Raw genomic sequence first — 22,770 nt, 5'->3', positions numbered from 1 at the left:
CTAAGATAAAAGAGCTAATGATTTACACCTATATCATTAGCTCTTTACTTATACTTAACTTCCTTTATCTATAAATCAAATTCATAATCAAAATGACCACAACGGCTATCCAATGAAACAAGATTGTATACCAAAACTTCTTCTTGCTAGGGTTTGCCATTTCACGAATAGCCTGAATCACTCGATCTTTTATAATCTCACGGATATTTAACTTCGGATCGTTAAAAGGGATATCATCTACCTTCAGCTTTTTAAACCCATAAATCAACAATTTCTTCACCCCATTTATTCTCACTCTGATTTTTAATATTACTGATAATCTGCATTTGTATTAAAGAGAAATCAAACCCTTTTTGCATCCAGTTTTGTTTATCAGACGCAGATGTATCACTAATAACTTTATCTAATGCTCTATCTATTAATGGAAACAGCAGACTCTCACCTTTGTCAGTCAATAATCTATTTGCTACTCTTTTAACAGCATGAGAACTCGCCATAGAAAAAACAAAGTAATTACTAATCGCTATAACAGTTAATAAGACACTCTGGATAGGTGCAATCATAAAGACCACGAATATAGCCATTATACCTGCCGAACCACCCAAATTACCAGGTTGGTTATAAGGCCTATACATAAATAACAAAAGACCTATAGTAAAAGAAAACACTGCGCTTAATGATCCTACCGCATATACCTTAAAGAAACTACTCCCGCCTATAAAAGATAATTTAGCGGCATACTTTACCTTATCTAACATCGTAAAAATATCGTTATCTTAAAAATGAAATAATCAAGATAACTATCCAATGGTAAGCGACTATCATCCAAAAGAATTGCTTATCAGGTGTCGCAAAATCTTTAATCACTTCGATCACTCTACTCTTTATCTCTGAACGAACATTAAACTTCGGATCGCCAAATGGAATATCATCTAACCTCAACTTAGAAAATCCTAACACAAGTAAATACCTCAACCATTTATTCGTAGTCTCTTCCTTAACAGTATTAATCGTTTGCAACTTTAACATTGAGTAATCAACTCCTCTCTGTAGCATATTCTGTCTCTCTGTCTCTCCTATTTTTCCCATCGTCTTATCCATCACTTTATCCATAATAGGGTCTAATAGCACCTCTGCTTTATCATCTAAGATACGTCTAGCCACCTTTCTGAAAGCATACTGTGTCGAAAAAGAAAAAACAAAATAAATACTAATCAACGTGATTAGTAGTAACACTGATAGATAAGGATAGTCAATAATAAAAGTTCTAAATGAACTATAACGGACTTCTCCTAATTTGTTTGTATAACTACCATTAGATAGCAAGACTATACCTATAATCAAACTCAACACCGCACTAAATACTCCAAACACAGCGATCTTTAAAAAACTAAACGCTCCATAACCAGAGATTTTTAGCCCATACTTTACATTATCTATCATATAATAGTTAATTAAATTACAAACAATAAAAATAAATAATTTTGTTAAATTAACTATTTTAAACTTTTATTTTTAAATAATAAAACCCTACAATAAACACTCAAGTAATAATAAATAAAAAATAAAGATTATATCTTCCGAAAAAACTATTATCAAACAGTAATCACCTCATATTCTGAATTTGGAATACTCATCTTTAGACTATTCCCCTATCTTTTACTTAAGAAGTTACTCTATATAAACAGTATATCAACTCCTCAATCACATAGAGTCATCACACTATAGTACTTTAATTTATTATTCTACTCTCTATCACTATTCAAAGAGCATAAAAAAACTCCTAAGCATAATCGCTTAGGAGTTTTTCTAATTTTTATCTTCATATAAAATACATAACATTTTATAAAATATAATTAATTTTAAATACTCCAATAAATAAAGTCAATCACTAAATCAACGATATATACATTGAAGGCTTTAAAAATATCAAATCATAATGACGATTATCAATTGTACTTACAGTCATATATACTTCATCATGCTCCACATTAACAGCAACAATCATACTAATTATACCAAAATTACTTCCTAAGTTATCAAATTTAGAATTAGGATATAATCTAGATAATGCCTTACTCCAACTTTCAATAATTAGAATACATTTTCTATCTATCACTTCATCTTTTTCTAAATCATAGAAACCGTCGAAGCTTAATTCTATTTTTTTTTCATCTATAGCATAAACAAACTTACTTACAACTTCATCATCAAAAGTATATAGTAATTTATTATTTCTAATTAAATTCATATTCTTCTTAATTACTTAATCCTAATGCATGTATCAGCACTTCCAAAATTTACTGGTTACATCATTCATCAAATCTCCTAATACACCAGCCTGCACTAAGAACTGACTTCCTTTATCTAATAAAATTAATCATTATTCACTCAACAGAATAACATTATTCAAAGACCATAAAAAACTCCTAAACAATTATGCTTAGGAGTTTATATTTAAACAAATAACAATAATCAATTAATATCACTTCACTCTAACAATCTTTAGCTATACCTCTTTATTAAAAAGGAATCCCATACCCTACCTTCAAATATAACAGGTAATAAGAATCCTTCTTTCACTAATTCTTTTAATTTTTCATTCAGTTTATCATCATCAATATCAATATTATAATAACTATCAATAAAATCCTTTAATTTTATTGAAGTAAATTGATAAGTTAAATCATCAATATAGCGTATAAAATTAAAGTCACATTTTATATTCCCTTTCTGGATGAAACAACCTCCACCATGATAATGGTATTCGTACCCATCAATATTACCATGTTTATAATTTTTAGTACCATTTGAATTAATATTAATCTTATAAATCTCCTGATATATATCTTCTTCAACCAAATTCAAACTACTTCTTATCACTTTTTCAAATTCATGAATAAATCTAACATATTCATTCAAATATTTCTTTATATCATTCATAACTAATTTATTGTATATAGTCTCTTATCACTTTATCCATTCTTTATCCCCACTAACACTTTAACGATCGCCTCATTCTCAAGAACTCTATTCATTAATAACATATAAATCAATATCTATCTCTGCATTCAATTTCACTAGTAGATTTAGTAATCTTTTATCAAAAAAAATACCAGGTACCTGATTTGGAAATATTTCAGGAATAATAAATAATTTTGATGTTAAATTGTTATCATTTATATATTTTACTATTATATCAACTTTAGACGAAAATAATTCCACAAACTGTTCAGTAACATCTTCTGATAACAAAGTATTAGTCTTTCTAAAACTATATTCCCAATTCGTTTCTTTTCTAAGAACTACATTTGGATGATATTTATCTATTCTATCTCCCTTTTTCCAATAAGCAGTAGGAATAATCCCAATTGCTTTGGTTAATTCTCTAGGATTCCAATTATCCCCAAAAATCGAATATATCAATCTAAAGTTTGTCATATTTTTTACTATTTAATAAATATATCATGTATTGATAGGTGTTCCTTTTCCTTCCTTCGCTATTATCAAGACTTCATCAGTCTTAGTATGTCTATATAAATCATATCGTGCAATTTTTACATTATCAAAAAATATCTAATCATTAATTACCAAGTAATCAAGACCACGATCATCAAATACATTTACAACAATCTTATCTTCAAAATTGATAAAGAAAGCAGTAATATTAATTGAAGGCTCTAATCCCAATTCATAATTTAAATGGCTCAAAAGCAATTGTTTCAATCCCTCTTCTTTAAGATTAAAATGATACAGACCTACTGCACTATCATCATTAATTTCTATTAAAAGACAATTATTTGAAAAACTATCACTTTCAGCTAAATCCCAAAAAGTAATTCGAACATAACAATACCCACTCTTAAAATTCTTTTCTATCAAAGCAATTATTACCTCTAAAATCTCAAAAACATTATCCTCTCTAAAACTAATTCTTTCAACTCTAAATACCTCTTTAATAGTTTCAAATGAACATATTCCAAAAGTACTCCTAGCTTTTTCATCAAATTCTTTTAATACCATATCATAAAGCTTTTTAAAATTTCATTGGTAGTACCTATTCTAGTTAAATACCCCATTAGTTCCAAAGATCTTCCAGACACCATCTTATTTAGACCCACTTCTACTAAAAACTCTCTCTTTCTAAAAACATCTCACTTCTTTATTAATTGATTTTACTAACAAATAATATACTTCCCTAATAACAATCTTTAGCTATACCTCTTTATTAAAAAGGAATTCCATACTCTACCTCCAAATATAACAGGTAGTAAAAATCCTTCTTTCACTAATTCTTTTAGTTTTTCATTCAGTTTATCATCATCAATATCAACATGATAATAACTATCAATAAAATCTTTAAGCGCAAATGACGTAAAATTATAGGTTAAATCATCAATATAGTGTACGAAGTCAAAGTCACATCTTACATCTCCCTTTTGAATAAAACATCCAGCTCCATGATAATGGTATTCATATCCATCAATGTTACCATGTTTATAATTTTTAGTACCATTTGAGTTAATATTAATCTTATAAATCTCCTGATATATATCCTCTTCTTTAAGGCTTAATTTATCTCTAAGCGTTTCTTCAAAATCATGAATAAACCGAACATACTCACTCAGATATTTCTTTATATCATTCATAATTAATTTATTATACATAACCTTTTATCTTTCTTGCCTAATGCTAAGCATTACTTCTCGTTGAATAATTATTACATTATCACTAATCAGTAGTTCACTTCACTACAGTATCGTCATGCTCACTAAATATTTTATCTACATTCTCTTTACTGTTCAAATCCCAATACCACCATTTATTAGGATTATTTCTCTCTAATAAAAAACGTCTTTGGTAAGCGACTTTAAACAACTCTAGAAAAAGAATAAAAACATTTACTAATTCATAATCTGGCAAATTAATTATATTCCTGAGGCTATACTCTTTTACATCTTTGCGAAGCATCACACATGGAGTACAAGTCTCTTTAAGCCCACTATTTTTAATCACAGCATCCACATCTGTAATTAAAGGTTTAGATTGTTGTATTAAAAAAACGAGGCTCTCTAAAAAAAGCCTCTTACTATCTTCTTTATTAAAGAGCTCTGTAACGACTTCTATCCCAATTATAGATTGTCCATACCTATTTACTATTACTTCCTTCTCTTTATTCATTATTTCTTCTAGCTTTTATTACTATACAACGTCGATTAATATCTCCTCCTTTCTCCGAAAACATCTATCTTTCTAAGAATTCAATCAGTTGCAATTTTTGCTCCTACAAAAAAGGATTCTTAACCTTACTAATCAACGGAAGTATTGTACACCTAGTTGAAAGTAAACTGTTTTTGTATTTAAAATTACTTGTACAGCGTAATAAAGTTAACTATTATTCTCTCAACTCTCTATCACTATTCAAACACCATAAAAAAACTCCTAAGCAATTATGCTTAGGAGTTAAATTTCACATCCCTAAATAAAAACCACACCACCTCCCTAGCCTTAATCACAACTTGACAGGATACTGCTCCCATAGTGATCGCATTAAAAACAGCCTTAATTATGTGAGCACTATCCCATAACTATGCGACCAGTATGCGATAAATCAAAAATAAACCAACGAAAAAGGCAGTAAAACCGAGGTTTTACTGCCTTCTCTGATATTTTTTATTTTTCTTTAAAACGATCGTTTCTATTTTCGATATTGTGCTATTGCCTTCTGTATTGCAGGCCTAAACTGTACGCTGATATAATCTTCACTAGTAGGGGCACTAAACATAAACATTGGATTCTCAGGAAATCCCTCTGTCGTTCTAAATAAGACGAAATAACTCTTACCTGCTTTACCCGCATTCATCCATTCGTCAAATTTATAATAATCAGCTACAGAGCGTCTCTCTCTCACCACGATCAGCACATCGTTTATCTCATTCCACTTGAGTTGCTTCTCTTTGAGTAGGCTTTTATACGTCACTCCTTCTACGTCTATACTTACTTTGATAAAAAAACATTTATAGACAAAAACGACGAATAGAAATAACATAACAGCACTAAGAGACTTGGCTAATCCATTGCCAACTTGTAGAAAGAAAATAGACATCCCTAAAAAAGGAAGTAAACAAAATACGAATAGCAATATCTTACTCGTCAAATTATAATAACTAAACCTCATCTTATTTATGTTCTATTTTAGTTGTTATTGCTAATGCAGCAAGGTATCCGTTCGTCCATGCATTCTGAAAATTAAACCCTCCTGTGATAGCATCTATATTTAAAATCTCCCCTGCAAAGTACAAATTATTGTGCAATTTACTTTCCATGGTTTTAAAGTTAACCTCTTTTAGGTCTACCCCTCCAGCAGTAACAAACTCGTCTTTAAACGTGCTTTTACCATTGACTTGATATTCTCCTTGAGTCAATTCCCCACATAGTATATCTAACTGCTTATTAGTCACATCTGCCCATTTGGTATCTTCTGCTATTCCTGATATCACGACCATGCGTTCCCATAGTCTATTAGGCAAATCTAATTCTATACGCTTAATCACATTCTTTTTTGCATGATCTTTACGGATGCGTTGCAATTCTTCTTTTAGAGACTCGAAGCTGTGCTGTGGCATCCAATTTACTGTGATATGAAACTGATATTTCTTGTCTGCTAATATTCTAGCACCCCAAGCAGAAAGACGCAATATACCAGGCCCACTCATCCCCCAGTGGGTAATTAATAAAGGCCCTGATGCTTCTAACTTAGTCCCCTTAACACTTACCTCAGCAGGTGTAGCTACTCCCATCAAATCTTTGATGCGTTTATCATTGATATTAAATGTAAATAATGAAGGTACTGGCTCTACTATCTTATGTCCTAATTCGGCTACTGTATTCCACATCTTAGGATTACTCCCCGTAGTCATGATTAGATAAGTCGCTTCGTAGTTACCTGTTGTGGTATCTAGCTTCCAACTGTTCTCTTTCTTAAAGATGCCCTGTACACTACTACTCGTGATGACTTCTATCTTCAGCTTCTGTACTGCCTTCATAAAACAGTCTATAATAGTCTGAGAAGAGTCTGTATCAGGGAACATTCTACCATCCTCTTCTATCTTTAATGTCACGCCATGTCTATCAAACCACTCAATAGTATCACCTGAACAAAACTGATGAAAAGGCCCTAATAGCTCTTTTGCACCACGAGGGTAGAACTGCGTTAATTCTTTCGGATCAAAACAAGCATGAGTCACATTACATCTTCCTCCTCCTGATATTCTTACTTTAGAAAGCACTTCTTTTCCTCTCTCGATAATCGCTATTTTTAGTCCTTTATTTTGTTCTGCAAGATTAATTGCAGTAAAAAAACCTGCTGCTCCACCTCCGACTAATATGACATCATAATTCATTGAAAAACCTATTTTAACGTTTAAGACTCTCTTCTAGAGTTTTTTTATTGAGTGTAAAAAATTATCTTTACGCCAACAAAGATACTTACTTACGATCGCACCACTATCATTGTTAAATTAAGAATATGAAAAAATTACCTTTCTTAGCTTTAATTGTCTTGTTCTCTATGTGTAAATCTGCTTCTCACGTAGCCACGAAACCGCCTAAAGAACTGACAGTAGATGAGCGTATCGAAAAAATCAAAGAGGAAGATAGACTTCCTGAAGAAGATGATGTAATGGATCTACCTGATTATGCTCAGGTGAGAGATGACTTTAGATCCGTTACTGACAAAACGAAAGCAAACTACCTTAGAGGAATGAATGCTTCTGCTGATAACTACTCTGTAGTCATCTTAACTAAAGGCTTTAAAGGAGAAAATATCTCTATCAAAGGAAATAGCAAGACCTACTACTACGCCATGACCATGAGTGATCTACGCTCTGGTATAGCGAAGTCTATCCGTGTAGACAACACGCAAAATATAGTATTAAAAGACAGTTATACAGGAGGCTCACTGACGATAGAAAGTGACCATGCTAAAATGTTTAAATTCATCTATGTGATGAAAAACAACGCAAATAAGGAAACTCCTTTTAAAGTGACATTTAGCAATACGCTACGTCCTGTTCGATAATCTTCAATAATGGAAAAAAGAGACCTTGTCCTTAGAATGATACAACAAACGGCTCAATTACTTAGAGCCGTTTTTAATTCGCTTCCTATCGATGACTTCGAGACCGAACAGCAAGTACAAGACTTCACCTCGTCTCTTAAGGAGAACTTACACCTAGATCTAGACAAATTTATCCTGCTTACAGATGAAGAAGTTCTGACTTACTTATTAACCATAGAGGGAATGGATATCGAAAATATAGAATCACTGGCTGACATCCTAAGACTACTAGCTCTCAAAACTCAAGATTCTTTAAACGAAAAAAGTGCTCTCCTAAATAGCAAAGCACTTCTGTTATTTCAATATGTATCAGATACATCTAAGACCTACGACTGGGGAAGAGAGAATAAAATTATCACCCTAAAAAGTCGTCTAACTTAGTTCTTAGAAGCTCTCTTTTCTTTAGCTCCGATCACTAAGGCAAACAACAATACTACTACTGCTGATATAAGCAGAAATAGCCCTATCCCAAAGTTTTGCATTGCTACTAGACTTGTACCTATAGATATCATTAATAATCCTACTATTAATACCCCCTTTACTTCTCTTCATATTTCTTTTTGTTTCTACTTTTTTTATACGCTTTTACTACTGCCTCACCCATAAAAATGTCAGTACTTGCTTCTAAATGAAAATCAATATTATTTGTTGATCTACCAACTTTGATTTTATTATCTTCAAATCCAATAAATGAAGCTACTAAAGTAAGCCTTTTAGTATTATATTTTTTAGGAATAACTAACTCATACTCTCCTTCCATATTAGTTTGAGTACCAATATTAGTTCCTTTAATCATAACAACTGTACCAGGTAATTCAAGGTTTGACTCATAAGCCTTTCCTTTAATCACTCTTGTATTCTCATTCTTAGTTTCATTCTGAACTAACGTTGGTAAAGGAGTACTTGTCTTAGTATCTTGACATACAGATTCCACCTTAGGTTTCTCTTGAGCTACAGCTGTACTTATAGTTGTTAGTGCTAACAAATTTACCATTGTAGCCACCATACCATTCAGTCCAAAAGACTTTCTGATTTTCTCTTCTTCTAAGTCTGTACCTATATACTGACGTGGAATACGTCCGCATATTTTTCCCTCTTTCTTAATATAATTGATGATATCTCGCTTACTTGCTTTAGAGAAGTCAACGACTACCTTATCACATACAGCACAGTGTCTCCCTTTATCTTGAGGAGCCATTTTATCCCAATCTTCATGACAGGGTTCTGGTATTTCGATTCTGTATTTCATAGTTACTAATATAGCGAATGATAACACAAACATAAATAATAAAAAACGCATAGTGGTATCTATGCGTTTTTTATTATTTAAAACTATTAGCTATTTTCTTCCAGCCTTCTTCTACCGACTTAGAGAATACTTTCTTTGTCTTATCTGCCTTTTCTACCACAGGTTTATCTACTTTGCCCTCGCTAGGTATAAATGCTCCTTTGGCTAGAATATTCTCTTCACCATTAAACAACATGACTTTTAAATCATATTCTCCTTTCTCTCCATCATTACAGCTCGTCACATAAGACACGATTACTTCAGTCACTCCATCATTATCTAAATCAGTAACAACTGTCCCCATAGGTACATATCCTATATATGGTGCAGGGCTTCCTTCACCGCAGGGTACGACATCATACATCTTCATCGTCATCACATAGCCATTATCATCGTCTTTATTCGTGAACATATACATATAGATTTCACCTTTCGTTCCAGAAGAATACTGACCAAACCCTTTCTGAGACAAGTCTCTATAAGGGAAATACCCCGTAGTCGTTAGAATCAATATTTTCTCTCCTTCTTTATCTTTCCAACTAATAGATTCCATTACAGTTCCTCTAAAGTCGAAGGTCTTCGGAATATCGTTATACAATAGCGTCTTTGCCTTAACAGGAGACTCCTTGTCATATATCTGCATCTTCCATTTAGGTTGTAAGGTACGTTCTAAGTTTCTTGTATTTTGTCCCATCACAACAGAAGAGATAAACAAAAAACTACAGCACAAAAAAAGTAATCTTGACATTATATACATTATTAGAGTTTGATTTTTTCTTTATCCCATGATACCACCACGACACCTTTAGAATAATGTTGTGCAATCACATCAGCTTCTGTCAAGTGCAGATCGCCTATACTATAATCAAACTCCATTGTATCAAATTTTATTGTTCTAATAGGCCATTCTTTATGGTGTATCTGATATCGAAACAGCTCCTCATGTACATATACATACAGACAATAACGCTCTGTCAACCACAAATCTAATGTAGACTTATCCTTAACTTTCTCCCCTTTTTGATATTCAAGTTTTAGAAAGAAGCGTTTCTTTTCGTTTAAAGATAGATAAGCATTTTTCTCACGAATTATATCTGACTTTTCATAAGGTAACCCAGATATCGTACGAGATACAAATGCAGATAGGCTTTTTCCTACTTCTATATTGATAAAATAAACTCCTGGTTTTCCATCTATCACAACATAAGTACGCACGTTAATCTCATCAAAATCAGATACCACACCCACTGCAGGTAAACGACGTGGACGAATATTCTCCATCGTGAATGGCACGATAGATACATAGTACTTCCCATCTAGACTATCCAGTTCTAAGTCTTCTGGCACTAAGGGTCTCAGTACCTCTAGAGGCACTTCAAAATGTAAAAAGATAGCTCTATTCCACTCTTGATAGAACTTCCAAGGTCCTTCAGGCAATGCCCAAGGACGATGGGACACTGAACTTAACACATCATCTATTTGGCTCATATTGTATTTTTTTACTAAGCAATTTACATAAATAAACACAACCTTATTACTATTTAAAGACAATTAATCTCAATCAAATATCCTCAAACCATCAAAAGCTGAATAGAAGCTACCTTATCACTATATTCATTAATTCACTTCAGCTGTCCACTCAATCCCACTGATATCTATCAGTCGAAGAACAACACTCTGTTTAGGATGAGCTACACCAGGCTCAAAAGTAAGATCAGCCTTTGCACCTAAAGGAATAATCAAACTGTGTTTACCAGGAGCTATCTTAGCTACATAGCGATTACTGATTTGTTCTTTACTCAGTTTTGACAGTGCTTCACCATCCCACTTCTGAATAACCTCTCCATCCCTAGTTTCTAATTGCACACCTATAAGGAATGATCCATATACATCTGCACCTTCTACACGATATACTTCAAACTTCAACTGTCCTTCTCTCCAAGTCACATCTGCCAACTCTAGCTTAGGCTTAACAGACTTATTGTGTAGAGTACCAAACACTCCTCCGTGGAAAACTTGATTCGTATATAATGTCAATAATAACACCGCAAAAGATCCTATGAATACCACAGGCTTAAGATTCTTAATAGGTAATTCTCCTGAGCCTAAGAAACCAAACCACTTCTTAGTCGTAAATGCCTTGCCTTTCTTTGCAAAATAATAATCTAGAGAACCATATCCACCTCCTGTCAAGAATAACATAAATCCTGTTGCTACACCTAGCACTCCTATCTGCCATTCGTCTAAACATGTAGTCCCTATCCAGCCAGAACCTAGTAAGATTCCCATCGCCAAAAAGAATACCCCTACAGACATCAGCCTAGTGAATAGACCTAACATAATAAACAATCCTACAATAGCCTCTACTATTGTAAAGATAACCATCGCCCACCATAGCATATCAGGATTGCTCACTAGATATTCTATAAGCGGTTTTATACCTAAAGCATTTGGCAAAAAATGATTAAACTTCGCACCAATATATCCTGCTTCTTCTTCTATTAATTTGTTCTCTAATATTAACCTACGCCAAAAAGCAGAGAAATAAGTCCATCCAACTACTAAGCGAATTCCAAGTGTAAAAAATCCAGCCGTTGTATACGACTGCTTATTAAAAATTTGCATGATTTTAAATTAAAATAGTGTAATCAATTTGTTTTAACTCATTAAAATACAAACCCATAGATCATTATCCCGTCGTTCATTCTAGAGAATAACAATACTTAGGTAAGTATATAAATCCTTACGCTATAGCTAATTTAAACTGCTGATATAATATATATTTAGGAGGGTCGGTTCCTGCTATATTAAGAATATAGTCTAATTGTACTCCCTTACTGTGGTGAAATAAAGCCAAGTCTACTCCCGTTGTATAAGCCAACGAACTCAACGATATTCCTTTTACTTTTTGCTTTAACTGCTTTGAAGAAACAGTTACAGATGAAGTCTCTACATCACAAGAAATCTGATTAACGCCTAATGCTTTATTTGCATTCAAAGAACGTTCTACCTGAAGTCCTGATACCTCAAAAAAAGCCTTCTTAGCAGAACAGCCAACTGTAGTAAACATCAAGAGTGCTATCCATAGATAACACTGTATTTGTACCGCTACTTTCTTTTTCAAGGTTAACATTTAATATATACTCTCATCATTAAAGGCTCAAAAATAGCCTTTTAAGTTTAATTTTAACAATTACAATTGACAAAGTATTGTTAAACTAGGCTTGTTAGATTTACGAGAAAGTTCTCTTCATCCACTCCTTCAACCTTAAAGCAAGCTACTGTACCAGGGTACATCTTCTCTCTAGACAATACAGACAGGCACTGATGATAATCTGCTAATCCATAAAAAGCACTTCCTATATCCACCATGACACCTTGTGGGTAAAAACAGACTATCTCTCCTTCTACCTGATCACCTAGCTCCTTTTTAAATACAGCCCAATGCTCTTCATAAAGCATTTTACTCTGTGACCATTGATCGAGAAACTCCTCATGACTTATTTCATTTAGAAACTCTTTATCCTCGTCTTCTAACAACGTTTCGGGCAAAAAGAACTCTTGATCTCTTATCTCAATATAACTATTCGTCCAACAGCCATTATGATTAGTCACACTGCGCAGATAATAGCCTTCTTCAGACACCTCATAATAACTGATACAGCCTTCCACTCCCTCGAGTTCTAAATGGTCATAACTATAATATGCATTCATATTTATTACTATTTATGAGGTATAAACTCATAAGGCATACACAATACCCTTTCTAATTTTCGCATTAGCTCTTCTTCTGTATCTGCATACGTAATATGATGTTCTAACATATTGTTCAAGTCCACATTGGTTGTTCCTTTAGAAACAGGGTGTTTAACCTTAACCAACGATACTTTAAACTGATTATCTATCCAGAACACCTCTATAAACAGTTTGTCATTACTAGCGAAGTACAGTAGCTCATTGGATTGATAACTCTTCTTTCCTCTTATCAGCTTATGAACGACAACATACCAATACCCGTACTGAACAAACGGTAGCAAATCCTGATCTGTCTGATTCAATAACTTTTGTACAACCTCTTTCACACTTCCCAGATCATGACTTTGACAGAGGACTTCATACTTCCTAAACTCACCTTCATAATCCCAACTACCGAGCACACGATTATACTCCATATATTCTACTTCATACCCTACCTTATCATTACTATACATCACATATATACCTCTACCATCCTTTATATTCTCAGCCGTAAATAATAAAGTATCTTCTAGATATCCCTCTCCTATTGGATTATTAATACCTACAGACCAATGTTCTGATACCGCTAATGTCCATGACCACTGCGTGGACTTTTCTATTTTCTCTATAATTTCTTTCTGACGCTTATAAAGTTGAGTCAAGTACTTACCATCACTTCCTTTCTTCTCACCTCCTTCTATATACGATAACCAATCTTTTAAGATATCCATGAACACCAACTTTCCCTCCTCAGTTAGATCATCTTCATATAGAACTACTTCACGCTTCAGCACTCCATATTCATCAAAATTACTTGAAGAAACAAGACGCTTATTCTCAGCAAAACTCAACAAAGTCACAATCCCTACCACCAAACTTCCCTTATGTCCTGCTAAATATTCATCGATGTCTAATATGATTCTTCTCATGGTACTCTTTTTATTGTGCTAAACGATCTTGTCTGTTATCATTCTTATACGGTGTCAAAAATACGAAAGACTATAATAATACTTTCTACCTGTGACGATATTGCCTACTTATGCCTACTAATAAACACTTATGGTCCCATAAACTGGGACACTATACAATAAAAAAAGAGGCTATCCTACAACAGATAACCTCTCCAGATTGTCATTCTCTCCAACTTGCTCATAAAGATTCAGACTTTCTTTACTTAAAACCTACATTAAGCATTAGTAAAGCCTTATGGTCAACATCTCTATTTAATTAAATCAGTACTCAAAACATAGCACTTATGCTTCTTCTTTAATTAATGATAGTCTCTTTGCGATATCAACCTAAGCATCACTAATGAATCCAATAGATTTTGTTTTAAAAATACTATATTATGAAAGGATAAATATAAAGCATTAAAATCAAAAATAGTAGTTAAACTTCTAAAAAAGAATCATATTCTCAAAGTTTACCATTACTTCATATCCTTTAGAACTAAAATACTCCAAAGGGTCATTTTTAGAAGCGACCATCACAAAATCTCCTCCCCAGCCTCCTAGACTTTTGATTGATCCGTCGAAGTCTGCAAATAAACTTTGCTTCACAGTAGCGACTCCTAATACCTCACTCATAATCTGCTCATGCTCATCCATTAGTTGACTAAACTCTTCTAATGTAGTGCTAACAGACATCGCCTTACTAATCTCTGATATACGCTCTACCTGATGGTGAATACCATGGCGTTTCGCTTTAAAATTAGCAATAGCCTCTTTACTGCTCTTCTTCTGATTTAGGTATACGAAGTATAAATGCTCTTTAAAAGACGGATTAAAGGACACCTGCTCTACCTCAGGATGGTTTACATCAGTTAAGGTATAAAAGATTCCTTGATCATGACGAGCACAGGCAATATCATATCCACTACCACCGAATGACTCCTGTAATAGTTGATATGGATTAATATTAAACCACTGCGCTACATTATTAATCCAAGTAGAAGAAGTCCCTAATCCCCATAAACGAGGAAAAGTTAGCTCAGATACCACCTCATATCCAGTTCCCTCTACTAGAATAGAAGGATTCTGTCTATGTGCAGCACGCAGTACATCTACTAGCGTTTTATAATACTCCGATTGATGTTCGATTTCATGCGTATCTAGTACATCTTGAAGAGGCACTACCTCACTCATCCAGATACTACCGTCCACATCATAGCTCGTCCAATGAATACAGTCACCTTCCTTCTCCTTTACCTTCAGTGATTGTCCATACTTAGTAGGCAAGGCAAAAGCCTTAGCTCCTTCTAGCACGACATACTCTCCTGAGATAAGCAGTTTTCCGTTACTATAATATTCTTTCACCATTATTTGCGAAGGCTTTCTAGCAGTTCTACTACTGCACTATGGGATACTACATTCTTTTCGAAATGAGCTACTACTTTTACTCTTTCTGCATCTGTTGCCTTGAACTGGTTTAGGATATTCATTAAGTGCATCTTCATGTGTCCTTGTTGAATACCTGTCGTTGTCAATGATTTTACAGCAGCGAAGTTCTGTGCTAATCCAGCTACAGCTATGATTTGCATTAACTCAGTAGCAGATGGACTCTGAAGCATCTTTAAAGCTACCTTTACCATAGGGTGTAATGAAGTTAATCCTCCCACAGTTCCTAGTGCTAGTGGCAAATCAATCCAGAATTTAAAGACACCATTCTCTATACTAGCATGAGATAAACTGCTATACTGACCACTGCGAGCAGCATAAGCATGTACTCCTGCCTCGATAGCTCTGAAGTCATTCCCTGTAGCTAGTACCACAGCATCTACCCCATTCATCACTCCCTTATTATGCGTTACTGCTCTAAAAGGCTCTACCTCTGCGATACGCACAGCTTGTACAAATTTCTCTGCGAATAACTGCGGTTCTTTAATATCCTTCCCTTTTAGGTCTTCGATCGGACAGCTAACTTCAGCTCTTACCACACAGTTAGGTACATAGTTAGACAGAATGCTCATCACTACATCTACTGCTTTCTCCTCTTCTGTAAACGCTGTACAGTTCATCGCCTCCGTTTTTAGCGTTTTAGCGATTTGCTCTAGACAAGAGTTAATGAAGTTTGCCCCCATACTATCTTTTGTCTCGAATGTCACATGCAGTTGATAATAATTATCCACATCAGCAGTCTTATCTCTTAGCTCGATCGCTGAGATACCTCCACCGCGCTTCTGCATATTCTGTGTGATAGAGTTCGTATCTTCATAGAACTTACTATCTATATCTTTAATAAACTGAACTAGTTTACTCTTGTCTCCTTTATATATAAAGTGTACTTGTCCTATCTTCTCTGTCCCTAGTATAGTAGTCTTAAATCCGCCTCGTTCTGACCAGAACTTAGCAGCCTTAGAAGCTGCAGCTACTACAGAACTCTCTTCTATCACCATCGGAATAGTGTACCATCTATCGTTAATTCTAAAGTTAGGAGCTACACCAAAAGGCAAATAGAAATTCGTAATCGTATTCTCTATAAACTCATCGTGAAGCTTCTGTAATTCCTCATCTGAATTCCAATATTGTTCTATCAATTCTACTGTATCAGCAGAATTAGAAAAATAGGTTTGTGCTATCCAATTGATTTTGTCTTGTTTACTCAACTTAGAGAATCCATTAATATTACCTTCCATCTTTATTTTTGTTTATGCCACAAAGATAACTCATTCTTACAAGGTTAAAAAAACTAAAAAAACAGCTATTAGTACTTTTTGTTTATGATATTATGATTTTTATTACCAAAATAGCTTCAACAGAATTAGACTTTTTTTGGTTTATTCGAAAAATAAATTGGTGTAAATCATATTTTTTCATTAAAATTGGAAGTTTTTTCGATTAAATAGATAATGAAACACCTTAACCTAACCCTACTATTTTGTATCATAGCTACCCAAATTGGGTTGGCTCAGAAACAAATTGCACAAGAAGAAATTTGGAACGGCACATTTAGAACGAAAGTAATGCAATCCGTTAATTCGATGGAAAAATCGAATCAATACTCACGCATTGAGCGCGTTGCTAAAGACCACCAAGAAATAAACCTTTATAACTTCGAAACACTAGAAAAAGCAAAAACAATCTTTTCTACTAGTGCGTTTAAAGATATTAAATCGATAGATACTTATATCTTCGATCATAAAGAAGAACAATTATTAATAGGAACGAACACCACTCCTATTTACCGTCGTTCTGCTTTAACTGATTTTTATTTGTTCAACCCAACTAAAAATTCACTAGTTAAAATAGCAGATCACAAAATATCTGAACCAACATTCTCTAATGATGGTTCTAAAATAGCTTATGCGTATCAGAATAACTTATATATCTATGATATCGCTTCTCAAAAAACACAACAGATAACGAATGATGGTAAGAAAAATCATATCATCAATGGTATCTCTGATTGGGTATACGAAGAAGAGTTTGGTATCGTACGCATGTTTGATTGGAATAAGAATGGAGACAAGATAGCTTATATTAAGTTTGATGAGACTGACGTTCCAGAATATTCAATGGATGTATATGGAACAGGACTTTATCCTACTCAAGATAAGTTTAAATATCCTAAAGCAGGAGAAAAGAACTCTCTAGTATCTATCCATATCTACGATGTGAAGTCTAACCAGACAAGTAAAGTAGACTTAAGCGAGTTCAACGATTTCTATATCCCTAGAATCAAATGGACAAATGACAATCAATACTTAAGTGCTCAAATCATCAATAGACATCAGAATGACTTAAAAGTATTCTTCATCGATGGAAATACATTAAGCAAAAAACTGATTCTAAATGAGACAGATAAGGCTTATGTAGATGTAGCTACGCTTAGCTTCTTAGACAACAACGATTTCGTATGGCTAAGTGAGAGAGATGGTCATAACCACCTATACTACTATAACAAAGAAGGTAAATTAGTAAACCAAATCACAAAAGGGAATTGGGAAGTAACGGATTACTACGGTATCGATACTAAATCTAAGAAACTTTACTTCCAGTCTGTAGAAGAAGGTTCTATCTATAGAGGAGTGTATTCTATAGACCTTAATGGAAAAAATAAAAAGAAACTATCTGAGAAACTAGGAACGAATAGAGCGATATTCAGCCCTAACTTCGAACAGTTTATCAATGTGTACTCTTCTAGTACAGTAGCTCCTACTTACACTTTACAACAGTCTAAAACAGGTAAAGTGGTAAAAGAAATTCTAAACAACAAAGAATTAGAGAGCAAATTATTAGACTATAACTTACCTACTAAAGAATTCATACAGATTCCTACTGTTAACGGATTACAGCTTAACGCTTGGGTAATGAAACCTAAAGACTTTGATCCTGCTAAGAAATATCCTGTGTTTATGTATCAGTACAGTGGTCCTGGATCACAACAAGTAGCTGATAAATGGCTAGACTCTAACGACTATTGGCATGCTATGCTTACTCAGAAAGGGTATATCGTAGTGACTGTAGATGGTAGAGGAACAGGATTCAGAGGAGCTGAGTTTAAAAAAATGACACAAAACCAATTGGGTAGATATGAAGTAGATGACCAGATCATCGCTGCTAAATACCTAGGTCAACAATCTTATGTAGATGCTAGCAGAATAGGTATCTGGGGATGGAGCTACGGAGGGTTTATGTCTTCTAATGCTATCCTACAAGGAAACGACGTATTCAAACTAGCTATCGCTGTAGCACCAGTGATTAACTGGAGATACTATGACAGTATCTATACTGAGCGCTATATGACTACTCCACAGGAGAACCAAGCTGGATATGATGATAACTCACCTATCACACATGCTTCTAAACTAAAAGGTCGTTACCTACTAGTACACGGTACTGCTGACGACAACGTACACGTACAGAATGCTATGGCTATGATAGAAGCGCTAGTACAAGAGAACAAAGACTTCGACTGGCTAATCTATCCAGATAAGAATCACGGTATCTCAGGAGGAAATACAAGATTACAATTATATACGAAGATGACTAATTTCATCTTAAACAATTTATAAGCCAAAATAACCTTACACCTAAAACCAACCAAAGTACTATATCACCAATAAGTACGAACTAAAACAAACTAATATTTACTTAAATGTCAGCAGAAACAGCTACAAACTCAAACCTGTTTAAATCTAATGTGCTTGGGCACCCAGCAGGGTTATTCGTTCTTTTCTTTACAGAGATGTGGGAGCGATTCTCTTTCTACGGAATGAGAGTATTGTTAATTCAATTCTTAACAGCTAAAGTTATCTTTGGCGATGCATTCTCAGGATGGGGATGGTCAGCAGAACAAGCAGGTGCACTATACGGTACTTATGCCATGCTATTATACTTAACACCTATCTTGGGTGGAGTTATTGCAGATAAATATATCGGTTCTAGATGGGCTGTAATTATCGGAGCTATCATCATGACTTTAGGTCACGCATCGATGGCTGCAGAAGGAATTTCTAAACTATGGTTCTTCGTAGGACTTGCATGTCTTGTGATCGGTACAGGTTTCTTTAAACCAAATATGCCTTCTATCTTAGGAGAAATGTACAAATCATTACCAGACAAAAAAGATGCTGCGTATACCATCTTCTATATGGGTGTAAACTCAGGTGCTTTCTTCGGAATGATGCTATGTGGATACTTAGCAGAGACTAAAGGATGGCACTACGGATTCGGATTAGCAGGTATCTTCATGCTATTAGGTACAATCCAATTCTGGTTAGCTAAACCATTAATGGGAGACTTAGGTGAGCTTAAAAAAGTAGACACTACAGTAGAGAAAACACCAGAGCAAATCAAAGAAGATCAAGATACTAAAAACCCTTACACACTAGTAGATTATATCTTAATCGCTATCGTATCTGTAATCGGTTTATTATATGCTTTCAATGATCCATTATCTAAAAACGGAGTACTAGATCTATTTGCATTCTTAGACACAGAAGCATTAAGAGGACAGAACATCATGGCTATTCTAGCCCTTATCACGTTCTTATACTTAGTGATCTCACGTATCTTGCGTTATGGAAAAGTGATTAGAGACAGAATGTTCGCTGTAATCTTATTAGCGTTCTTCTTAATGTTCTTCTTCATGAGTTTCGAACAAGGGGCTACATCGTTAGTACTTGTAGCGAGAGATTATGTAGACAGATCGTTAGAAGGAACTGCATTAATGGCTTTCAACATTATCAATACATGTCTTACAGTGATTCCATTGTTAATCATCTCATGGGTACTTATATTATTAGCAAAAGCTACTTGGTCAAAAATCGCGATGTCTAATATTATTTTATTCATCTGTTTTGCTGGTATCTGGGCTATGGCTATCTATATGTTGAACGCAGAGTTTAATAAAGAAGTATCTGAGATCACTGTATCTTGGTTCTCTATCTTGAACTCATTCTTCATTATTTCGTTAGCATCTACAGTGTCTAAACTGTGGGATTCTAAGTATAATCCATCGGCTGCATTTAAGTACGGTATCGGATTAATCTTCGTAGCTATCGGATTCTTAATCTTAGGTTTAGGATCTATGGGAGCTACTGACGGAGTAAAAATGTCGATTATATTCCTAATATTAACGTACTTATTCCATACCTTAGGGGAATTATTTATCTCACCTGTAGGACTGTCTTATGTTTCTAAACTAGTACCTGGCAAGATGCTTGCATTCATGTTCGGTATGTGGTATTTAGCCTTAGCTATTGCTCAGAAATTTGCAGCCATCTTAGGGGGACAAATCGAAAATATTAAAGAAGAGTACTCACTTAGTCACTTCTTCTTCCTATTCACATTAATACCTTTTGCAGCAGCAATCATAGTAATGCTAGTGAACCCATTATTGAAAAAACTAATGCACGGTGTTCGATAAGAACACAGTGCATTGCACAATAATAAATAACTAAAAAAAATGAGTCAACAACAGACATTAGAAGAGATTCAGAATTTCTCAGGTAAATACCCTAAGCAAATCTGGAGCTTATTCTTCTCAGAGATGTGGGAGCGTTTTAGCTTCTATGGAATGAGAGGAATGTTGGTTTTCTTTATGATCGACCAACTACACTTTGAAGAAGCACAAGCTAACTTACAGTATGGAGCTACACAAGCATTCGTTTACGCATTCACATTCTTAGGAGGTATTTTCGCTGATAAAATCTTAGGTTTCCGTAAATCTCTTTTCTGGGGAGGCTCGATGATGATCTTAGGTAGTATTATTCTAGCTATAGATCCACACGCTTACTTTTTCGTAGGTATTGCATTTACTGTAATTGGTACAGGTTTCTTTAAACCGAATATCTCTACTATGGTAGGATATTTATACAAAAAAGGGGACGAACGTACTGATGCTGGTTTCTCATTATTCTATGCAGGGATTAACTTAGGAGCACTTATCGGAGGATACTTATGTATCGCTATCGGTAAAGGACACTTATTCCAAGACTCTATCGCTGTAGAGAACCGTTGGAGTGTAGCTTTTGGTTTAGCTGCTTTCGTGATGTTAGTGAGTTTAATCAACTTCATCTTTACAAAACGTCATTTAGGACCTATCGGACTACAGCCTATGCAAGTAGCTAAAGATGGTAGTGAGACTAAAATGCCTTTATGGAAAGAAGTAGGGACATACATCCTTACGTTTGCGATGGTACCTGTTATCGTATTCATGATTGATAACACAGACTATACTGCATACTTTATGTACACAGTAGGACCATTAGCATTAATCTACTTATTCTATGAAATGACGAAGCTGACTAGTGCGGAGCGTAAAAAGATTATCGCTGCCCTAGTATTTATCTTCTTCTCTATTCTATTCTTCGGTATCTATGAGCAAGCAGGAGGATCATTAAGCATCTTCGCAGCGAAGAACTTAAACTCTGATTTACTAGGTATGCACTTAGATCCTAACGGAGTGAATAACTCAGGAGGAGCTTTCTTCATCATCTTCATCGCACCTATCTTAGGTCTATTATGGATCTGGATGGCTAAGAAGAAAATAGAGCCAAATACAGTAATGAAGTTCGGTTTAGGATTTATCCTATTAGGAGCTGGATACTATGCATTATTTGCTACACGTCTATTCGCTGACGCAGCAGGTATGACATCATTAGACTTCTTTACTTTTGCCTTATTGATTATTACTTTAGGGGAGCTGTGTTTATCACCGATTGGTCTATCAATCATGACTAAACTTTCTACAGCTAATCTACAAGGGATGATGATGGGTATGTGGTTCTTAGCTAGTGCTTACGGACAGTATGTAGCAGGTATCTTAGGAGCTGCTATGTCTAAGAGTCGTTCTGAAGTAGCTACTGGTAACCATCCTAACTATGATGCTCTATTAGCGTATACTGATGGGTATAAAGATTTAGGATTATATGCAGTAATCGCAGGGGTAGTGTTAATCGCACTTTCTCCACTTATGAAAAAACTTATGCAAGAAGTTAGATAGTTCACTATCTATTCTAATCTAATATACAAAAGCGTCTTAGGCAACTAAGGCGCTTTTTTTATGCAATACTTTCAATAAACAAATAAAAACAATAAAACGAACCAGCTTTCCTTCCTTAGTTTTTAAGATTTAATTAATAATATTTACAATATCTGATCTATACACAACGTTCTAACAA

Annotated in this window: 26 protein-coding genes; 5 read left to right on the top strand and 21 right to left on the bottom strand. The window is 34.3% G+C overall.

The annotated features are described in order from the left end of the window. Positions 1-64: 64 nt before the first annotated feature. The 11 genes from MYRA21_RS18750 to MYRA21_RS07730 all read right to left on the bottom strand — a co-directional run bounded on the left by MYRA21_RS18750 (position 65) and on the right by MYRA21_RS07730 (position 7,403). Complete coding sequence (locus MYRA21_RS18750; RefSeq protein WP_225581571.1) at positions 65-280, bottom strand: hypothetical protein; 216 nt, start codon at positions 278-280, stop codon at positions 65-67. Further along, a complete protein-coding gene (locus MYRA21_RS07775; RefSeq protein WP_006257501.1) occupies positions 252-758 on the bottom strand; it encodes a hypothetical protein in 507 nt (168 codons plus the stop codon). The genes MYRA21_RS18750 and MYRA21_RS07775 overlap by 29 nt, the downstream gene beginning before the upstream one ends. A gap of 13 nt (positions 759-771) precedes the next feature. Continuing rightward, positions 772-1,443 carry a hypothetical protein gene (locus MYRA21_RS07770; protein ID WP_006257502.1) on the bottom strand — a complete coding sequence of 224 codons (672 nt, stop codon included), beginning with the start codon at positions 1,441-1,443 and terminating at the stop codon, positions 772-774. 448 nt (positions 1,444-1,891) lie between these two features. Continuing rightward, a complete protein-coding gene (locus tag MYRA21_RS07765) occupies positions 1,892-2,251 on the bottom strand; it encodes a hypothetical protein (protein WP_006257503.1) in 360 nt (119 codons plus the stop codon). Between the two features lie 254 nt (positions 2,252-2,505). Further along, the gene (locus tag MYRA21_RS07760) at positions 2,506-2,943 is read right to left on the bottom strand and encodes a hypothetical protein (RefSeq protein ID WP_006257504.1); all 438 of its coding nucleotides are present in this window, start codon (positions 2,941-2,943) and stop codon (positions 2,506-2,508) included. An 87-nt stretch (positions 2,944-3,030) separates the two neighbouring features. Then, positions 3,031-3,441, bottom strand: a complete 411-nt coding sequence (locus MYRA21_RS07755; RefSeq protein WP_006257505.1) for a DUF4279 domain-containing protein — start codon at positions 3,439-3,441, stop codon at positions 3,031-3,033. A gap of 135 nt (positions 3,442-3,576) precedes the next feature. After that, positions 3,577-4,023, bottom strand: coding sequence for a hypothetical protein (locus tag MYRA21_RS07750; protein ID WP_006257506.1), 447 nt, complete (start codon positions 4,021-4,023; stop codon positions 3,577-3,579). A gap of 188 nt (positions 4,024-4,211) precedes the next feature. After that, positions 4,212-4,649, bottom strand: a complete 438-nt coding sequence (locus MYRA21_RS07745) for a hypothetical protein (RefSeq protein ID WP_172461563.1) — start codon at positions 4,647-4,649, stop codon at positions 4,212-4,214. Positions 4,650-4,743: 94 nt separating this feature from the next. Next, positions 4,744-5,181, bottom strand: a complete 438-nt coding sequence (locus tag MYRA21_RS07740) for a DUF5958 family protein (protein ID WP_006257508.1) — start codon at positions 5,179-5,181, stop codon at positions 4,744-4,746. Positions 5,182-5,698: 517 nt separating this feature from the next. Continuing rightward, entirely contained in the window at positions 5,699-6,178 is a 480-nt protein-coding gene (locus tag MYRA21_RS07735; RefSeq protein WP_006257509.1) for a hypothetical protein, read from the bottom strand. 1 nt (position 6,179) lies between these two features. After that, positions 6,180-7,403: an NAD(P)/FAD-dependent oxidoreductase gene (locus tag MYRA21_RS07730; RefSeq protein ID WP_006257510.1), complete on the bottom strand. Its 1,224-nt coding sequence runs from the start codon at positions 7,401-7,403 to the stop codon at positions 6,180-6,182. Positions 7,404-7,528: 125 nt separating this feature from the next. Between MYRA21_RS07730 and MYRA21_RS07725 the strand changes: the two genes are divergently transcribed. Both MYRA21_RS07725 and MYRA21_RS07720 read left to right on the top strand, forming a co-directional pair. Further along, the gene (locus MYRA21_RS07725) at positions 7,529-8,080 is read left to right on the top strand and encodes a hypothetical protein (RefSeq protein ID WP_006257511.1); all 552 of its coding nucleotides are present in this window, start codon (positions 7,529-7,531) and stop codon (positions 8,078-8,080) included. Positions 8,081-8,089: 9 nt separating this feature from the next. After that, entirely contained in the window at positions 8,090-8,500 is a 411-nt protein-coding gene (locus MYRA21_RS07720) for a hypothetical protein (RefSeq protein ID WP_006257512.1), read from the top strand. Here the strand turns inward: MYRA21_RS07720 and MYRA21_RS19460 are convergent. From MYRA21_RS19460 to MYRA21_RS07675, 10 genes are all read right to left on the bottom strand, one after another. Then, positions 8,497-8,631, bottom strand: a complete 135-nt coding sequence (locus MYRA21_RS19460; RefSeq protein ID WP_006257513.1) for a hypothetical protein — start codon at positions 8,629-8,631, stop codon at positions 8,497-8,499. The two genes, MYRA21_RS07720 and MYRA21_RS19460, sit on opposite strands and share 4 nt — an antisense overlap. A 26-nt stretch (positions 8,632-8,657) precedes the next feature. Continuing rightward, complete coding sequence (locus MYRA21_RS07715) at positions 8,658-9,419, bottom strand: carboxypeptidase-like regulatory domain-containing protein (protein WP_006257514.1); 762 nt, start codon at positions 9,417-9,419, stop codon at positions 8,658-8,660. Positions 9,420-9,441: 22 nt separating this feature from the next. Beyond that, positions 9,442-10,155, bottom strand: a complete 714-nt coding sequence (locus tag MYRA21_RS07710; RefSeq protein ID WP_006257515.1) for a M949_RS01915 family surface polysaccharide biosynthesis protein — start codon at positions 10,153-10,155, stop codon at positions 9,442-9,444. Between the two features lie 11 nt (positions 10,156-10,166). Beyond that, positions 10,167-10,895 (bottom strand): YqjF family protein, encoded by a 729-nt coding sequence (locus MYRA21_RS07705; protein ID WP_006257516.1) that lies wholly within the window; start codon positions 10,893-10,895, stop codon positions 10,167-10,169. Positions 10,896-11,024: 129 nt separating this feature from the next. Beyond that, positions 11,025-12,032: a TQO small subunit DoxD gene (locus tag MYRA21_RS07700; RefSeq protein ID WP_006257517.1), complete on the bottom strand. Its 1,008-nt coding sequence runs from the start codon at positions 12,030-12,032 to the stop codon at positions 11,025-11,027. Between the two features lie 118 nt (positions 12,033-12,150). Then, entirely contained in the window at positions 12,151-12,540 is a 390-nt protein-coding gene (locus MYRA21_RS07695) for a hypothetical protein (protein WP_006257518.1), read from the bottom strand. A gap of 80 nt (positions 12,541-12,620) precedes the next feature. After that, a complete protein-coding gene (locus tag MYRA21_RS07690; protein WP_006257519.1) occupies positions 12,621-13,121 on the bottom strand; it encodes a hypothetical protein in 501 nt (166 codons plus the stop codon). A gap of 8 nt (positions 13,122-13,129) precedes the next feature. Next, entirely contained in the window at positions 13,130-14,074 is a 945-nt protein-coding gene (locus MYRA21_RS07685) for a hypothetical protein (protein WP_006257520.1), read from the bottom strand. A 468-nt stretch (positions 14,075-14,542) separates the two neighbouring features. After that, on the bottom strand, positions 14,543-15,463 hold the full coding sequence (locus tag MYRA21_RS07680; RefSeq protein WP_006257521.1) for a GYDIA family GHMP kinase: 921 nt from the start codon (positions 15,461-15,463) through the stop codon (positions 14,543-14,545). After that, positions 15,463-16,779, bottom strand: coding sequence for a hydroxymethylglutaryl-CoA reductase, degradative (locus MYRA21_RS07675; protein ID WP_006257522.1), 1,317 nt, complete (start codon positions 16,777-16,779; stop codon positions 15,463-15,465). The genes MYRA21_RS07680 and MYRA21_RS07675 overlap by 1 nt, the downstream gene beginning before the upstream one ends. A gap of 213 nt (positions 16,780-16,992) precedes the next feature. Between MYRA21_RS07675 and MYRA21_RS07670 the strand changes: the two genes are divergently transcribed. From MYRA21_RS07670 to MYRA21_RS07660, 3 genes are all read left to right on the top strand, one after another. Beyond that, positions 16,993-19,158 (top strand): S9 family peptidase, encoded by a 2,166-nt coding sequence (locus tag MYRA21_RS07670; RefSeq protein WP_006257523.1) that lies wholly within the window; start codon positions 16,993-16,995, stop codon positions 19,156-19,158. An 83-nt stretch (positions 19,159-19,241) separates the two neighbouring features. After that, positions 19,242-21,014, top strand: a complete 1,773-nt coding sequence (locus tag MYRA21_RS07665) for a peptide MFS transporter (RefSeq protein WP_039328793.1) — start codon at positions 19,242-19,244, stop codon at positions 21,012-21,014. Between the two features lie 39 nt (positions 21,015-21,053). Further along, complete coding sequence (locus tag MYRA21_RS07660) at positions 21,054-22,592, top strand: peptide MFS transporter (protein ID WP_006257525.1); 1,539 nt, start codon at positions 21,054-21,056, stop codon at positions 22,590-22,592. Positions 22,593-22,770: the final 178 nt, after the last annotated feature.

Origin of the sequence: Myroides sp. A21 (assembly GCF_000807225.1) — a bacterium.
Lineage (GTDB): Bacteria > Bacteroidota > Bacteroidia > Flavobacteriales > Flavobacteriaceae > Flavobacterium > Flavobacterium odoratimimum.
Note: the sequence above shows the minus strand (reverse complement) of the source record. Positions and strands in the feature narration are given on the sequence as shown.

What these genes read in the sequence shown, in the direction of transcription:
- MYRA21_RS07700 (WP_006257517.1), bottom strand. Translation starts at nt 12,032, where the DNA reads ATGCAAATTTTTAATAAGCAGTCGTATACAACGGCTGGATTTTTTACA.
- MYRA21_RS07675 (WP_006257522.1), bottom strand. Translation starts at nt 16,779, where the DNA reads ATGGAAGGTAATATTAATGGATTCTCTAAGTTGAGTAAACAAGACAAA.
- MYRA21_RS07705 (WP_006257516.1), bottom strand. Translation starts at nt 10,895, where the DNA reads ATGAGCCAAATAGATGATGTGTTAAGTTCAGTGTCCCATCGTCCTTGG.
- MYRA21_RS07775 (WP_006257501.1), bottom strand. Translation starts at nt 758, where the DNA reads ATGTTAGATAAGGTAAAGTATGCCGCTAAATTATCTTTTATAGGCGGG.
- MYRA21_RS07680 (WP_006257521.1), bottom strand. Translation starts at nt 15,463, where the DNA reads ATGGTGAAAGAATATTATAGTAACGGAAAACTGCTTATCTCAGGAGAG.
- MYRA21_RS07770 (WP_006257502.1), bottom strand. Translation starts at nt 1,443, where the DNA reads ATGATAGATAATGTAAAGTATGGGCTAAAAATCTCTGGTTATGGAGCG.
- MYRA21_RS07750 (WP_006257506.1), bottom strand. Translation starts at nt 4,023, where the DNA reads ATGGTATTAAAAGAATTTGATGAAAAAGCTAGGAGTACTTTTGGAATA.
- MYRA21_RS07740 (WP_006257508.1), bottom strand. Translation starts at nt 5,181, where the DNA reads ATGAATAAAGAGAAGGAAGTAATAGTAAATAGGTATGGACAATCTATA.
- MYRA21_RS07760 (WP_006257504.1), bottom strand. Translation starts at nt 2,943, where the DNA reads ATGAATGATATAAAGAAATATTTGAATGAATATGTTAGATTTATTCAT.
- MYRA21_RS07665 (WP_039328793.1), top strand. Translation starts at nt 19,242, where the DNA reads ATGTCAGCAGAAACAGCTACAAACTCAAACCTGTTTAAATCTAATGTG.
- MYRA21_RS07730 (WP_006257510.1), bottom strand. Translation starts at nt 7,403, where the DNA reads ATGAATTATGATGTCATATTAGTCGGAGGTGGAGCAGCAGGTTTTTTT.
- MYRA21_RS07715 (WP_006257514.1), bottom strand. Translation starts at nt 9,419, where the DNA reads ATGCGTTTTTTATTATTTATGTTTGTGTTATCATTCGCTATATTAGTA.
- MYRA21_RS07695 (WP_006257518.1), bottom strand. Translation starts at nt 12,540, where the DNA reads ATGTTAACCTTGAAAAAGAAAGTAGCGGTACAAATACAGTGTTATCTA.
- MYRA21_RS07710 (WP_006257515.1), bottom strand. Translation starts at nt 10,155, where the DNA reads ATGTCAAGATTACTTTTTTTGTGCTGTAGTTTTTTGTTTATCTCTTCT.
- MYRA21_RS07690 (WP_006257519.1), bottom strand. Translation starts at nt 13,121, where the DNA reads ATGAATGCATATTATAGTTATGACCATTTAGAACTCGAGGGAGTGGAA.
- MYRA21_RS07660 (WP_006257525.1), top strand. Translation starts at nt 21,054, where the DNA reads ATGAGTCAACAACAGACATTAGAAGAGATTCAGAATTTCTCAGGTAAA.
- MYRA21_RS07765 (WP_006257503.1), bottom strand. Translation starts at nt 2,251, where the DNA reads ATGAATTTAATTAGAAATAATAAATTACTATATACTTTTGATGATGAA.
- MYRA21_RS07720 (WP_006257512.1), top strand. Translation starts at nt 8,090, where the DNA reads ATGGAAAAAAGAGACCTTGTCCTTAGAATGATACAACAAACGGCTCAA.
- MYRA21_RS07745 (WP_172461563.1), bottom strand. Translation starts at nt 4,649, where the DNA reads ATGAATGATATAAAGAAATATCTGAGTGAGTATGTTCGGTTTATTCAT.
- MYRA21_RS07685 (WP_006257520.1), bottom strand. Translation starts at nt 14,074, where the DNA reads ATGAGAAGAATCATATTAGACATCGATGAATATTTAGCAGGACATAAG.
- MYRA21_RS07670 (WP_006257523.1), top strand. Translation starts at nt 16,993, where the DNA reads ATGAAACACCTTAACCTAACCCTACTATTTTGTATCATAGCTACCCAA.
- MYRA21_RS07725 (WP_006257511.1), top strand. Translation starts at nt 7,529, where the DNA reads ATGAAAAAATTACCTTTCTTAGCTTTAATTGTCTTGTTCTCTATGTGT.
- MYRA21_RS07755 (WP_006257505.1), bottom strand. Translation starts at nt 3,441, where the DNA reads ATGACAAACTTTAGATTGATATATTCGATTTTTGGGGATAATTGGAAT.
- MYRA21_RS07735 (WP_006257509.1), bottom strand. Translation starts at nt 6,178, where the DNA reads ATGAGGTTTAGTTATTATAATTTGACGAGTAAGATATTGCTATTCGTA.
- MYRA21_RS19460 (WP_006257513.1), bottom strand. Translation starts at nt 8,631, where the DNA reads ATGATATCTATAGGTACAAGTCTAGTAGCAATGCAAAACTTTGGGATA.